Source organism: Micromonospora endophytica (assembly GCF_003236305.1).
GTDB classification, from domain to species: Bacteria; Actinomycetota; Actinomycetes; order Mycobacteriales; family Micromonosporaceae; genus Micromonospora; species Micromonospora endophytica.
Map to the genome: position 1 here is coordinate 1 of NZ_POTX01000030.1, position 13,263 is coordinate 13,263.

The 13,263-nt window shown below is 72.6% G+C and carries 12 protein-coding genes; 5 read left to right on the top strand and 7 right to left on the bottom strand.

Going from position 1 to position 13,263, the window contains the following annotated elements; genetic code table 11:
• The 3 genes from C1I93_RS07015 to C1I93_RS07025 all read left to right on the top strand — a co-directional run.
• A partial coding sequence (locus C1I93_RS07015) for a hypothetical protein (protein ID WP_111242415.1) occupies positions 1 to 852 on the top strand: 852 nt, incomplete at its 5' end.
• Positions 849 to 1,850, top strand: coding sequence for an ABC transporter ATP-binding protein (locus tag C1I93_RS07020; protein WP_223256157.1), 1,002 nt, complete (start codon positions 849 to 851; stop codon positions 1,848 to 1,850). The genes C1I93_RS07015 and C1I93_RS07020, both read left to right, overlap by 4 nt.
• A complete protein-coding gene (locus C1I93_RS07025) occupies positions 1,850 to 2,698 on the top strand; it encodes an ABC transporter permease subunit (protein WP_111242416.1) in 849 nt (282 codons plus the stop codon). The genes C1I93_RS07020 and C1I93_RS07025 overlap by 1 nt, the downstream gene beginning before the upstream one ends.
• A 52-nt stretch (positions 2,699 to 2,750) precedes the next feature.
• On the opposite strand, the gene C1I93_RS07030 is transcribed toward C1I93_RS07025, so the two are convergent.
• A complete protein-coding gene (locus C1I93_RS07030; RefSeq protein ID WP_111242417.1) occupies positions 2,751 to 4,148 on the bottom strand; it encodes an aminotransferase-like domain-containing protein in 1,398 nt (465 codons plus the stop codon).
• Between C1I93_RS07030 and C1I93_RS07035 the strand changes: the two genes are divergently transcribed.
• Together C1I93_RS07035 and C1I93_RS07040 are read left to right on the top strand one after the other, a co-directional pair.
• Positions 4,147 to 5,283, top strand: a complete 1,137-nt coding sequence (locus tag C1I93_RS07035) for a DMT family transporter (protein ID WP_223256156.1) — start codon at positions 4,147 to 4,149, stop codon at positions 5,281 to 5,283. The two genes, C1I93_RS07030 and C1I93_RS07035, sit on opposite strands and share 2 nt — an antisense overlap.
• A 23-nt stretch (positions 5,284 to 5,306) precedes the next feature.
• Positions 5,307 to 5,885 carry a DUF5134 domain-containing protein gene (locus tag C1I93_RS07040; RefSeq protein WP_181445050.1) on the top strand — a complete coding sequence of 193 codons (579 nt, stop codon included), beginning with the start codon at positions 5,307 to 5,309 and terminating at the stop codon, positions 5,883 to 5,885.
• A gap of 82 nt (positions 5,886 to 5,967) precedes the next feature.
• On the opposite strand, the gene atzF is transcribed toward C1I93_RS07040, so the two are convergent.
• Genes atzF through C1I93_RS07065 form a run of 6 tightly spaced genes read right to left on the bottom strand, consistent with a single transcriptional unit; the run spans position 5,968 to position 13,187 of the window.
• On the bottom strand, positions 5,968 to 7,593 hold the full coding sequence (gene atzF, locus C1I93_RS07045) for an allophanate hydrolase (protein ID WP_220039558.1): 1,626 nt from the start codon (positions 7,591 to 7,593) through the stop codon (positions 5,968 to 5,970).
• On the bottom strand, positions 7,590 to 8,198 hold the full coding sequence (locus C1I93_RS31920; protein WP_223256155.1) for an urea amidolyase associated protein UAAP2: 609 nt from the start codon (positions 8,196 to 8,198) through the stop codon (positions 7,590 to 7,592). Before C1I93_RS31920 ends, atzF begins: the two co-directional genes overlap by 4 nt.
• Positions 8,195 to 8,908, bottom strand: a complete 714-nt coding sequence (locus tag C1I93_RS31925) for an urea amidolyase associated protein UAAP1 (protein WP_212808433.1) — start codon at positions 8,906 to 8,908, stop codon at positions 8,195 to 8,197. The genes C1I93_RS31920 and C1I93_RS31925 overlap by 4 nt, the downstream gene beginning before the upstream one ends.
• The gene (locus tag C1I93_RS07055) at positions 8,905 to 10,431 is read right to left on the bottom strand and encodes a GMC family oxidoreductase (RefSeq protein WP_111242420.1); all 1,527 of its coding nucleotides are present in this window, start codon (positions 10,429 to 10,431) and stop codon (positions 8,905 to 8,907) included. The genes C1I93_RS31925 and C1I93_RS07055 overlap by 4 nt, the downstream gene beginning before the upstream one ends.
• A 24-nt stretch (positions 10,432 to 10,455) precedes the next feature.
• A complete protein-coding gene (locus C1I93_RS07060; protein ID WP_147374957.1) occupies positions 10,456 to 12,117 on the bottom strand; it encodes an amidohydrolase in 1,662 nt (553 codons plus the stop codon).
• Positions 12,102 to 13,187: an extracellular solute-binding protein gene (locus C1I93_RS07065; protein WP_181445051.1), complete on the bottom strand. Its 1,086-nt coding sequence runs from the start codon at positions 13,185 to 13,187 to the stop codon at positions 12,102 to 12,104. Before C1I93_RS07065 ends, C1I93_RS07060 begins: the two co-directional genes overlap by 16 nt.
• Positions 13,188 to 13,263 lie beyond the last annotated feature (76 nt).

Genomic DNA, 13,263 nt, shown 5'->3' on the forward strand with positions numbered 1-13,263 from the left:
CGGTACGCCCGACCGTCGCGCTGGCGGGCCGCGCTGGGCAGCCCGGTCGTCGCCGGTGCCGCCGTACTGGCGCTACTGGCCGGGGCCGGCGCCGCAGCCGCCGCGAACTGGTTGCCGATCTTCCACACCGAGCGGATCGCCCCGGTCACCCTCCCGCAGGCCGACCTGGTGGCCTTGCCCGACCTGTCCGCCTACGGCGAGGTCGCGTTCACCGAACGGGCCAACGTCCGCGAGGTCGGTGACGCCGCCACGGCGGGACAGCTCACCGGCTTGCCCGTGCCGCAGGTCGACAGGTTGCCACGCGGCGTGACCGGGTTGCCGACATACCAGGTCGGCGACCGGATGAGCGCGGTGTTCACCTTCTCCGAGGAGAAGGCGCGGCAGACGGCCGCAGCGGCCGGTGAGCCGCTGCCCCCACCGCCGGCTGGCCTCGACGGCAGCCAGTTCCGGTTGACCGCCGGTCCCGGCGTCGCCGCCGTCTGGTCGCAGAACCGGGAGGTGCCGGCGATGATCGTGGCCCGCGCGGTCGCCCCGAGCGCCTACTCCTCGGGGATCCCCTTCGCCACCGCCGTCGACTACCTGCTGACTCTGCCCGGGTTGCCGGAGAACGTCGCGTCTCAGCTGCGCGGCTTCTCCGGCGACGCGACCACGCTGCCGCTGCCGGTGAACGACCGCTACCTGACCGCCACCACCACGCAGGTACGGGGCCTGCCGGCCACGGTGCTCACCTCCCGCGACGGTCTGCTGGCCGGCGTGGTGTGGGTGCAGGACGGCAACGTCACCGCGGTGGCGGGCTCGTTGAGCGCCGACGAGGTGCTGTCGGTGGCGCGCGAGCTGCGGTGGCACCGGTGAGCGCCCGGGTCACCGCCGAGCAGGGCGGCGATCCCACCCCGGCGACCACCGAGACGGACACCGAACGGCTGCTCGCCGAACTGCCCCCGTCCCCGGCGGTGTGGTGCTCGGGTCTGCGCAAGCGGTACCGCCGGCGGACCGCTGTCGACGATGTCTCCTTCACCGTCGGCCGGGGCGAGGTGGTGGGTCTGCTCGGCCCCAACGGCGCCGGCAAGACGAGCGTCATCAAGATGCTGCTCGGTCTGGTCCGGCCCGACGCCGGTGAGGTGCTGCTGCTCGGCCGACCGGCCCGGGATCCACGTGCCCGCGCCCGCGTCGGCTACCTGCCTGAGCTGTTCCGGTACCAACCGTGGCTCACCGCGGCGGAGGTGTTGGCGTTGCACGTACGACTGGCCGGCGCGGTGGTGCCGCCGCCGCGACGGCGCGAGTGCCTGGCCGCGGTCGGTCTCGCCGACCGGGCCGCCGACCGGGTGGGTGGCTTCTCCAAAGGCATGCAGCAGCGCCTCGGCCTGGCCGTGGCTCTGGTGGCCGACCCGGAACTCGTGGTCCTGGACGAACCGACGAGCGCCCTGGATCCGCTCGGCCGCGCCGACGTGCGGGACCTGCTGCTCTCGCTCAAGGAGCGAGGGGTCGCGGTGCTGCTCAACTCGCACCTGATCGGCGAGGTCGAGCGGGTCTGCGACCGGGTCGTCGTGCTCGACAAGGGACGGGTGGCCGCCGCCGGCACCCTCACCGAACTGCTCGGCCGTCGCGAGCTGCGACTGCGGCTCGACGGGGTGGACGCGCCGGTGCAGGCCCGCCTCGCCACCGCCGGAGACGTCACCCGCAGCGGCGACACCTTCACCGTCACGCTGCCCGCCGACCCGGACCCCACCGCCGTCCCGGACCTGGTGGCCGACCTGGTCGCCCTCGGCGTACGGGTGCACGCCGTCGAGCCAGGACGGATCAGTCTCGAGGAGCGGCTGTTGGACATCCTGCGTACCGGAGGTGACAGGTGATGATCGTCCGGACCGTACTCACCGTCGCCGGCCTCACCCTCCAGGAGGCCGCGCGTCGCCAGGTGCTGCGGTCGCTCGCCGCGCTGACGGTTCTCCTGCTCGCGCTCTCCGCCTGGGGTTTCTCCCGGATCGACGCCGAGTTCGGCGGCCTCACCAGCGGCGAGGCGCGGCTGGTGGCGTCCATGGTGCTGAACCTGGTGATGTTCGGCCTGAGTCTGATCGCCGCCCTCGGTACGGCGTTCCTCGCCGGCCCCACCCTGGCCGGTGACATCGAGTCCGGTGCCGCGTTGTCGATCCTGGCCCGGCCGGTGCACCGCTTCGCGGTGCTGCTCGGCAAATGGCTGGGGCTGGTGACCTTCGGCGCCGGCTTCGTGGCCGTGGCCGGCCTGGCGCAGCTGTTGGTCGTGCGCTTCACCGTGGACTACTGGCCGCCGGCACCGGTGACCGGTCTGGCGCTGCTCGCCGCGCAGACCATCGTCCTGCTCACCCTGGGTCTGCTGCTCTCCAGCGTCAGCTCACCGATGGCGTCGGGGGTGGTGGCCGTCGGCCTGTTCGGGTCCACCTGGATCGCCGGCGTCGTCGGGGCCTTCGGCACTGCGCTGGACAACGAGGGGGTGATCCGCGTCGGCACCGTCTCCCGGATGCTGTTGCCCACCGATGGCCTGTGGCGCGGGGCGATGAACGCCTTCCAGGACCCAACGGTGCTGGTGCAGTTCGGCCCAGCCATGCAGGGCCATCCGTTCCTGAGCGACGCCTCCCTCACCGGCACCTACCTGACCTGGGCGGCAGTCTGGATCGCGCTCGTGCTCGGGCTCACCGCAGTGCTCTTCCGCCGCCGTGACCTGTGAGTTGGCCTGGCTGCGGAGGACGACCCCAGACAAGAGAAGACCGGCGTTGGTGCTAGACCCGGTGCAGGGCACGGGCGAGGCGGCGGACCGCCTCGTCCATCAGCGCGGGTGGAGCGGCGGCGTAGGTGAGGCGCAGGTGCGCGGCCGGCGGTTCGGCCGCGTACCAGGGACGTCCGGGGAACACGACGACGCCCTCGGCGGCTGCGGCGGCGGCCAGCGCGACGTCGTCGGTGCCGTCGGGCAGGCGGACCCAGAGGTGCAGGCCGCCACGCGGGACCGGCTGCCCGTCGATCAGCTCCGGCAGGTGTCGGCGCAACGCGGCCACCAGTGCCTCGCGACGGACCCGCAGGGCGGTACGCAGGGCGCGACGGTGCCGCGTCCAGGCCGGGGCGGTGACGAACTCGATAGTGGCCTGTTGCACCGGACCGGCGACGAAGAAGTCGTCGAGCAGGCGGGCCGCACGCAGCCGGGCACCGGCCGGCCCCCGGGCACCGAGCGCCGCCACCCGCAGCCCCGGAGCGGTGGACTTGGTGAGCGAGCGCAGGTAGACCACGTGCCCGTCGGGGTCGTCGGCGGCCAGTGGCGGCGGGGGCTCGCCGTCGATGGTGAGGTCGCGGGCGTAGTCGTCCTCGATCAGGAATGCCCCGGCGTCGCGTACGGTGTCGGCGACCTGCGACCGGCGGTGTCCGGCCAGGGTCGCGCCGTGCGGGTTGGCGTGCAACGGCTGGCAGTAGAACAGTCGGGCGCCGGTGCGGGCGAACGCGGCGGCGAGCTGGTCGGGTCGTACCCCGTCGGCGTCGGCGGGCACCGGCACCACCCGCAGCCCGGCCGACCGGGCCGCGGCCAGCGCGCCCAGGTAGGTCGGCGATTCGACGAGCAGCACGTCGCCGGGGGCGGCGAGCGCCCGCAGCGCGGTGGAGAGCGCGGCCTGCCCGCCGGGGCAGATCACCATGTCCTCGGCGCGTAGGCCGCCCCCGGCCTCGCGGGCGAACCAGGTCCGCAGGTCCTCCCGCCCCTCGGCCGGACCGCGGTGCCAGGACGCGGGCTGCCGGGCGGCGCGGGTGAGTGCGACGCCGAGCGCGGCGGCGGGCTGCAGCTCCGCGTCGAGGTAGCCGCCGGAGAGTGGGATCGTGCCGGCGGGCGGTAACGCCAGTAGCGCCTGCATCTCCTCCTCCCCGGGGCGGCGTGGTCCGAGCGCGACGGTCTGCCAGGCCAGGTCGGGAGCGGGTGGCCGGTCGGGTCGGGCGGCCAGGAAGGTGCCCCGGCCGGGCCGGGTCTCCACCAGCCCCTCCGCGACCAAGTGCCGGATCGCCTCGGTGACGGTGACCGGCGACGCCTGGTGCCGGGCGGTCAGCTCGCGCACCGAGGGCAGCCGCGTGCCCGGTGCCGCGCCAACGGCGAGCCGGCGCAGATCTTGGATAACGCGATGCGCTGCGTTACCGTCTTCCATGAGGGATCATAGTAGCGTTACTGACGCTCCGACGGTAACGGTCAGCCGGGCCGCGGGAGTCGCCCTGGGCGCGCTGGGTGTGCTCGCGTTCAGCATGTCGCTGCCGACCACCCGGGTCGCCGTGCAACAGCTCGACCCGTGGTTCGTCGCCTTCGGCCGCTCCGTCGGCGCGGCCCTGCTGGCCTGGGCCTACCTGCGGATCACCGGCGCGCCGCGCCCCACCGGTGACCAGTGGCGCCGGCTGTCGCTCGTCGCCCTCGGCGTCGTCGTCGGCTTCCCGCTGTTTACCTCGCTGGCGCTGATCAGCCAGACCTCCGCGCACGGCGCGGTCGTCATCGCCGTCCTGCCCGCCATCACCGCCGTCTTCGCGGTGCTCCGCGCCGACGAGCGTCCACCACCACTGTTCTGGATCGCCAGCGGCGGCGGGCTGCTGGCGGTGCTCGTCTTCCTGGCCGCCAGCGGCGCGCTGGCCGGCACCCTCTCCGTGGCCGACCTGTTCCTGCTCGCGGCGGTCACCCTCGCCGGCCTCGGGTACGCCGAGGGCGGCGCGCTCGCCCGCGAACTGGGCGGGGCCCGGACGATCTGCTGGGCCCTGCTGCTGGCGTTGCCCGCCACCGCACCGATCACCGCCGTCGCCCTGCTGGCTGCTCCCCCGCAGGCCGGCCCGGTGGCGTGGTCGGCGTTCGGCTATCTCACAGTGGTCTCGATGTTCCTGGGCTTCTTCGCCTGGTACGCGGGCCTGGCCCGGGGCGGCATCGCCCGGGTCGGCCAGGTCCAGCTCGCCCAGCCGGTGCTCACCCTGGCCTGGTCGGCGCTGCTGCTCGGCGAGCGGGTCACCCCGGCCGCCATCGTGGCGGCGCTGGCGGTGCTGGCCTGCGTGGTGCTGACCCAACGGACCCGGGCCCGCCACGACTACCGCCCTGCGGCGCAAATCAGCAGCTCAGGTGGCATGCCAACTGTGCCACAGGCCCTTTTCAACCCGCCGCGGAAGGTGAAAGGATATTGGCATCAGCTCGGCGGGCCGGCCGTGGCTCGCCGGCTCGGCGCGACCACCGCGAAGGCCAGGCTGTCCCCGGCCAACCCCCTCCCTCGCGGGCTCCGCGATCGGACGGATGAAGGGACCGACGGCGGATGATGAGTTCTGCGCTGCGGTGGCCGATGACGTTCGCGTTGATCGCCGTGCTGCCCTATTTCGCGGCGCGACTTGTCCGGCCGGTGACCGGCCGACCGGGTGCCCGGATCCGGCCCCGGCTCTGCGATGTCGCTCATCTGCTGATGGCCGTGGGGATGACCACCATGGTGTGGACGGTCCGGGTGCCGGCCGTGGTGTGGGTCGTGGTGTTCGCACCGATCGCGGTGTGGCTCGCGGTGCTCGCGGCCCGCGCGCCGGGCCGGCTGCCCCATGGATCACGGGCGGTCACGGCGTACTTCGCCGTTTCCATGGCGGCGATGGTCTGGATGGCTGTCCCGACCGGTCACCATGACCCGGTGGCCGGCAGCCACCACGGCAGTTCGCCGGCGGCGTTCTCGTTCACACCGCTGGTCAGCCTCGTCCTGGGCGGATATCTGCTGCTCACGGCCGGATGGTGGATCGGGCGAGACATGCGCCTGACCCCACTGTGGCAGGAGCCGAGCGACGCCGCCGGTCCCGCGCCCCGGACCGGCGCACGCGCGGAGAGCATCTGTCACGCCACCATGGGGGCGGTGATGGGGCTGATGCTGTTGACGATGGTGTGAGCCCGCCCGGCCCCGCCAGCCATGGCGTGCGCCCGCCGGCCTCGCCGGCCGTAGTGTGCGTCCGGGCGGGCGGGCGGTCCGGTCAGGCCGGGTCGGCCCGCAGCGCGGCCCGCCATCCGCCGGCGGCGCTGACGTCCTGGGCGTCGCGTACCCCGTGCTCGCTGGCCAGGAACCCGATCACCGTGGTGTCGTCGTCGAGGCGGAGCGGGCCGAGCCCGAGCGGCGCCGGGATGCTGTCGAGCAGCGCCCCGACCGCCTGATGCGGCAGTTGCCACACCTCCACGGCGATGCCGTCGTCGGGTCCGTCTCCGGTGAAGACCAGGCCCGGCCGGGCCACGCCAGAACCGGGCAGCCGGTACAGGCGGTAGCCGGCCGCCGTCCGGGCGCGGGCGTGCAACCGGCCGCCGAGCGCGACGAGCTGCCGGTTCAGCGGCATGCCGGTCAGGTGTGCGCCGACGACCGCGACCAGTGTGGTGCCGGCCGGCGGGCGATCGTCGACCCGCGTCGGCTCACCGCACCACCGCGCCGCCAGATCCAGCAGCGGAGCGTCGGCGAAGGCGGGCGCGATGAACTGCACCCCGAAGGGCAACCCGTCGGTACGGGCGTCCGCCGGCACCGCCACCGCGCACAGATCCAGCAGGTTGACGAAATTGGTGTACGTGCCGAGTCGGCTGTTCACGCCGACCGGATCGGCCGCGACCTCGGCCAGCGTGGGATGGGTCGGGGTGACCGGCAGCAGCAGGGCGTCCACGTCCAGCCAGATCCGCTCGGTCTGGCGACGAAGCTCGGCGAGCCGTTCCCACGCCTCGAAGACGGCGGGCCCGGTGACGTCCCGGCCCGGCGTGACAATGGACCGCACGGTCGGATCAACCCCGGCCCCGGACAGGTACGCCCCGAACGCCGACCAGCGTTGCGCGACCCACGGTCCGCCGTACAACAGGGCGGCAGCGGCCAGGAACGCTCCGATGTCGACCGGAACCACCTGGGCGGCGACGGTGTCGAGCCGGCGCAGCGCCGCCTGCCACGCCACCCGGTGCGCCGGATCGAGGTCCAGGTCACCGGCGGGCACCGCGACGGTTCGCAGCCGGCTCGCCACCCCGGGCGGCGGGGCCGGCGGGACCGGCCGGGACCACGGGTCCTCGGGGTCGGCCCAGGTGAGCACGTCGAGCGCGGCCGCGCCCTCGGCGACGGTCCGGGTGAACGTGGTGACGCAGTCCAGAGAGCGGCACGCCGGCAGCAGTCCGCGGGTGGAGACCAGGCCCCGGGTGGGCTTGATGCCGACGATGCCGTTGAAGGCGGCCGGCACCCGACCGGAGCCGGCGGTGTCGGTGCCCAGGGCCAGCGGCACCAGACCGGCGGCCACCGCGACGGCGCTGCCGGAACTGCTGCCGCCGCTGATGTGCTCGGGGCTGTGGACACTGTGGCAGGCACCGTAGGGGGTGCGGGTGCCGACCAGGCCGGTGGCGAACTGGTCCAGGTTGGTCTTGCCGATCGGCACGGCACCGGCGTCCATCAGTCGGCGTACCGCCGTGGCGGTGGTGGCCGCCGGTCGATCCGCCAGATCGGGGCAGGCGGCGGTGGTCGGGTAGCCGGCGATGTCCAGGTTGTCCTTGACCGCGAACCGGACGCCGGCCAGCGGCCCGTCCGGTGCCGTCGCGGCGAACCGCGCGACCGTGTCCGGGGCGAACTTGGTGATCCAGATCGTCACGATGACCAGCCCAGCAGCCGCACCGGAGTGGGGTCGTACCCGTTGCACGGATTGTTCAGTTGTGGACAGTTGCTGACCAACACCAGGATGTCGCGCTCGGCGCGGAGTTCGACGTGCTTGCCGGGGGCCGAGACACCATCCTCGAAGGTCAACCCGCCGGATTCGGTAAGCGGCACGTTCATGAAGAAGTTGATGTTGTGGGTGAGGTCCCGCTTGTCCAGCCCGGCGGCCACCGCGTAGCGCAGGAAGGTGGCCCGGCAGGCGTGCTGGTGGCGGGTGTGCTCGCCGTAGCGTACGACGTTGCTCTCCTTGGCGCAGGCGCCGCCGAGCGTGTCGTGCCGGCCGCAGGTGTCGTCGACGATGGTGGCCAGCGGGTCGAGCCGTACGCTGCGCAGCACCGAACCACTGGTCAGGTAGGCCGCGCCCTGCGCGCGGATGGTGTCGACGGCGCTGTACCGGTTGGCGGTGTCCCGGGCGTCGTACAGCAGGGTGTCGACCGCCTGGTTGCCGTGCAGGTCGACGATGCGCAGCCGACCGCCGGCCGGGATCTCGCCGAGCCAGCCGTCACCGGCGGCGACGGTCACATCGAACAGGTCTGCGGTCACCACACGCTCCTCTCGGCAGCGGCAAGGGCGCGGGCGGACTCCGCCCGGAACGCCCGGCTCGGGTCGTCGGCGGGCGCGGGCACGCCGGCCGCGACGTCCGCCCGCACGCCGGCCGGCTGCCACCGGGCTGCCGGATCCAGCGGGTGGGGTGCGGTGGCGAACACCACCAGCAGGTCCTGTTCGGCCCGCAGACTCACCCAGTCTCCGGCGGTGGTGTGCCCCGGCACGTAGTCGAGGGTGCCCCGTTCGTCGCCGCGGGGCCGCACCTGCACGAACCAGTTGACTGTCGCGTGCAGGTCCCGCTCGCCCAGGCCGTGCACGTACAGCTCGTCGAGCAGCAGGCTGCGGGCGCTGCGGCGCCATTGGTTGCGGTCACGTCCGTAGTCCGACGGTCCGAAGCGGGCCAGGTCGCCGTCGAGGCTGTGCCCGCTTATCGCGTCGTGCCAGTCCGACGAGGAGCCGGTCACCGAGGCCAACGCCTTGCCCAGGTCCGACATCAGCACCATCGGTGGGTGGATCCGGGCCGACATCTGCGCCTTCAGGGTGTCCGGCACGTTCAGCCGTTCCCGCCGGTCCGCCGCGTAGATCAGCATGCTGGCGACGGCGTCGGTGCCCAGCGCCGTCAGGCGCAAACTGCTGCCCCGGGCCAGGGTGAGCGACCAGGCAGCGCCGCCCGGCACGTCATGCTGGTAACCGCTGACATCCGTCATCGGGTCTCCTCATCGGGTTGCAGCAGGAAACGGGCGATCCGCTCGCCGATCACGACGGCGGGCATCGCGGTGGTGGCCCGGGGAATGGTCGGCATGATCGAGCAGTCGGCGACGTAGCAGCCCGCGACGCCGTGCACCTGTCCATCGTGGCCGACGACGGCCCTGGGGTCGGCGGCAGGCCCCATCTTGCAGGTGCCGACGGGGTGCCAGTAGTTGTCGGGGTTGGCCCGGATGTGGGCGACCAGACTCGCGCGGTCGGCGTACTCCGGCCCCGGCCGCAGCTCGCGTCCGACCAGCTCGCGCATTCCGGGCGCGGCGGCGATGGCCCGCAGCTGCTCGACGCCCTCGGCGAGCACCTGGGTGTCATGCCCCTCCGGGTCGGTCAGGAACCGGTGGTCGATCAGCGGGTTGGTCTCCGGATCACGTGAGCGGATGCGGACGTGCCCCCGGGAGCGCGGCAGCAGGGCGCCGACGCCGCAGCTCCACCGCTTCTCCTCGCCGCGGTGGGTCGGGCTGTACGGCAGGAAGTGCATGTCGAACCCGTCGGGATCGAACGATGAGGCCGCTTTTGCCATCGCCTGTTCGTCGGGGGCCCACCCGGTGGCCCGCAGCTGCTGCATGGCCGTGCTCATCGCGTCGGAGCCGGTCCAGCTCATCAGCAGGAACGGTTGGTCGTGCAGGTTCTCCCCGACGCCGGGCAGGTCCGCCACGACGTCGACACCGAGTTCCCGGAGCAGGCGCGGATCGCCGATGCCGGAGCGTTGCAGGACCTGTGGCGAGTTGTAGGCGCCGCCGCAGACCACGACGCGGTCTGCGTGCACGACGTGCCGTTCGCCGTGCCAGAGCACCTCGACGCCGGTGGTCCGGCCGGCGGTGACGAGGACCCGGTCGACGTGTGCCGCACCGACGATCCGCAGGTTCGCCAGGTGGCGGACCGGGTCGAGGTAGGCGAAGGCGGTGTTCCACCGGATGCCGTCGACGATGTTGTTGTCCTCGGGGGCGAATCCGACCGTCTCGTCGAGGTCGTTGAGCGTCTCCAGCTGCGGCAGGCCGATCACGGTGCCACCGTCGTACCAGGCCCGCTGCCAGGGGGTGAGCTCCTCGGCGCGGTACCGCTTGACCCGCATCATCCGGGTGCCCTCGTCGAAGAGCGGCCGCAGCTCGTCCGCGCTCCAGCCCGGATTGCCTGCGGCGGCCCAGTCGTCGTAGTCGCGCCGGTGGCCCCAGGTCTGGGTGGTCCCGTTGAAGTCGGAACAACCCCCGATGGCGCGGGCCCGTTCGAAGGCGACCCTGGTCGGCAGGGTGTCGCCGGAGTCGTAGCCCCAGTCGTGGGAGTGGCCCAGCCGGGTGGCGTCGAGGATGTCCGCGGGCCACCCGGCGGAGCCGAAGGGACCGAAGTCCGGCCCGGCCTCCAGTACGAGCGTGTCCACCCCGGCCAGCGCGAGTCTCGCCGCGATGACGTTGCCGCTGGTGCCGCCGCCGACGACGACAGTCCCCGCTGCCCGGGGCAGATGATCAGGCATGCCAGGTCCCCCCACCTGTCCTTGTCAGTCCGTGAGTCCGGGTCCGTGCACCACAGTCGCGCCGACCACCGTGCGCAGCACCGGGCGCTCGGCGGCCTCGGCCAGCTCCGCCAGCGTCGAACTGAGCGGGTCGACCTCCAGCTCGACCCAGTCGGCGAGGAAGCCGGGTGCGAGCCGGCCGCGCTCCCGCTCGGCAAAGCAGTAGTACGCCGCCGAGGTGGTGTACATCGCCAACGCCTCCGCCGCGCTGATCGCCTGATCGGGTCCGAGCGGTCCGCTCCAGCCGCGGACCTGCCGGCTGCGCGCCTGCCACATCCCGAACAGCGGCGACATGGGGAAGTCGGGTCCGTCGGAGCCGCCCGCGACGGTGACACCGGCGTCGAGCCAGTCGCGCAGCGGCGCGAGTGGGACCTCCTCGCCGAACTGCCTGGCGATGCCGGCGCCGACGCGCCACTGCATCGACGGCTGGCTGGAGAGAACAACGCCCAGCCGTGCCGCACGGGCCATGTCGGCGCGCGCCGGCCACAGGTACGAGTGCATGATCGAAAATCGCAGGGGCGCAATCGGCCAACGCGCGTTGACCCGCTCGAAGTGGTCCAGTGCGAGCGTGACGGCGGCGTCGCCGACGGCGTGCACGGCGACGGAGTGGCCGTTCTGCGCGCAGTGCGCGACGAGTTCGGCGAAGGTGTCGGCGGGACAGGTCAGGTTGCCGTAATAGGCGGGCCGCCCCGGCCACGGCCGGGAGATGAGCGCGGTGCCGAATCCGCCGGCGCCGTCGAGGTAGATCTTCAGCGGGCCGCGCCGGAAGCGGGAGTCACCGCGACCGGTGCCGACACCCTCGGCGCCGAGCCCGGCGAGAAACCGCGCGGGTGGCACGGTCGTGTCGGCCAGTGGCATGCCCATCGTGCGCAGGGTCAGCCAGCCCTCGGCTGCCGCCTCCCGATAGACCCGCATCTCCGCCTCGACCAGGCCGGGCTCGCTGGCGCTGGTGATGCCGAGGCTGTGCAGGTGGGACTGCGCCTGCGCCAAAGCCGCGCGAAGCGCCTGGTGCCCGGGGGCCGGGACGTGGGCCAGCACCAGTTCGGCGGCGGGACGTTCGACCAGGATCCCGGTCGGCTCGCCGTACGCGTCGCGCTCCAGGTGCCCGCCGGTCGGATCCGGCGTACGGGCGTCGATGCCGCAGCGCCGCAGGGCCGCCGAGTTGGCGATCGCGTCGTGGGTACGCCGGTCCAGCACGACGGCGGTGCCGCCGGTGACCCGGTCGAGGTCGTACCGGTTGGGCAGCCTGCCCTCGGCCAGGTCCTCGGCGTGGAAGTGGGCTCCGACGACCGCCCAGTCGAGTTCCGGTCGGTCTGCCAGCCAGGCGCCGATCCGCTCGCAGACCTCCTGGATCGAGTTCGCCTCGGCGATGACGAGTCGGCGCTGTTCGATCCCGGTGACCAGGGTGTGCAGGTGGGAGTCGAGAAAACCCGGTACCACCACGCCCCGCGCCGCGACCTCGATCGTCTCCGGCGGGGCCGCCGCCCGAACCTCGGCCGCTTCCCCGATCGACAGCACGCGGTCTTCGGCGACGAGCATCGCCGACGCCAGCGGCATGGCCGGATCCATGGTGTGGATCCGGCCCAGCAGCAGGACAGGTGGGGCCGCGGTCGCCGCGGCCCCACCGTCGATCATCCTGCGAGCCACTTGGTGTACCAGGCGAGCAGTGCGTCCTGCTGCTTCGACCTGGCCTCGGAGTCCTGGAAGACCACCGACGAATTGCCGGGCGCGTTGACGATCTTCGCCTTGGTCTCCTCGTCCATGAAGTTGAACGCCTCGGGGTTACCCGGACCGTAGCCGGTCAGCTTGGCGAACGCCGCCTGACGCTCCGGCTCGTTGAAGACCTTGGCCAGGGCCTGGATGTTCGTCATGTTGGGCGCGCTGGCCGGGATGGCAATCACGTTTGGTGCGACGATCGCCTCGTCGAAGGAGATGGTGACGTCCAGGCCCTGGTTCTTGAGGGCGACCGCCTGACCGGAGGGGCCGGCCACGACCGCGGCCGTCTTGGAGGTCAGCAGCTGCTGGATCTGCGGGTAGGAGGTGTAGAAGACCATGTGCGGCCGCAACTCGTCGAGCTTCTTGGTGCACAGGTCCAGGTCGAGCGGGTACAGCTTGTCCGGGGCGATGCCCGAGGCCAGCTCGGCCATCTCGCAGCCGCTGTCGTAGCTGCCTGGGCTGCCCATCCAGCCGCGCTTGCCGGGGAACTTCTCGACGTCCCAGAAGTCGGCCCAGGTCTTCGGCCCACCGTTGGGGAAGGTCTCGGTCAGGTACGCCTGGACGTGCCCGACCAGGAAGGTGCCGAACGCGTAGTCACGGATGTTCTCGGGCAGGTTGGTGTCGCGCCCGACCGAGTCGTCGAGCTTGGCGATGTTGGCCTGGTTCTGGTAGACGACGTCCAGGCCGACGTGGATCGCGTCGTAATCGCCCTTGCCGCCGGTGAGCATCGTGTTCACGATGGCGTCAACTTCGACTTCGGAGATCACCTTGACGCCGGTGTCCTTGGTGAAGTCGTCGAAGTAGGCGGCGTACCGGGCCTTGTTGGTGGGGCCGCCGAAGTCGGCCCAGACGATCTGCCCGCTCAGGCTCGACGAGCCGTCGGAACTCCCGGACTCATCGGAGTCCGTGGACGAGCAACCGGCGAGTACGAGCGCCAGCGCTGTTCCGGCGACAAGCGCCGTGCGCAGTCGCCGGCTCGGGTGGGTCAGGAGTATGCGCAAGGGTTCCTCCATGTGCTTTCCGCATGCCTGGGTTGGCTGTCGCAGCAACGCCCCCCGCGTTGGATCCATTAGACCT

What these genes read in the sequence shown, in the direction of transcription:
- C1I93_RS07025 (WP_111242416.1), top strand. Translation starts at nt 1,850, where the DNA reads ATGATCGTCCGGACCGTACTCACCGTCGCCGGCCTCACCCTCCAGGAG.
- C1I93_RS07035 (WP_223256156.1), top strand. Translation starts at nt 4,147, where the DNA reads ATGAGGGATCATAGTAGCGTTACTGACGCTCCGACGGTAACGGTCAGC.
- C1I93_RS07030 (WP_111242417.1), bottom strand. Translation starts at nt 4,148, where the DNA reads ATGGAAGACGGTAACGCAGCGCATCGCGTTATCCAAGATCTGCGCCGG.
- C1I93_RS07040 (WP_181445050.1), top strand. Translation starts at nt 5,307, where the DNA reads ATGACGTTCGCGTTGATCGCCGTGCTGCCCTATTTCGCGGCGCGACTT.
- C1I93_RS31925 (WP_212808433.1), bottom strand. Translation starts at nt 8,908, where the DNA reads ATGACGGATGTCAGCGGTTACCAGCATGACGTGCCGGGCGGCGCTGCC.
- C1I93_RS07055 (WP_111242420.1), bottom strand. Translation starts at nt 10,431, where the DNA reads ATGCCTGATCATCTGCCCCGGGCAGCGGGGACTGTCGTCGTCGGCGGC.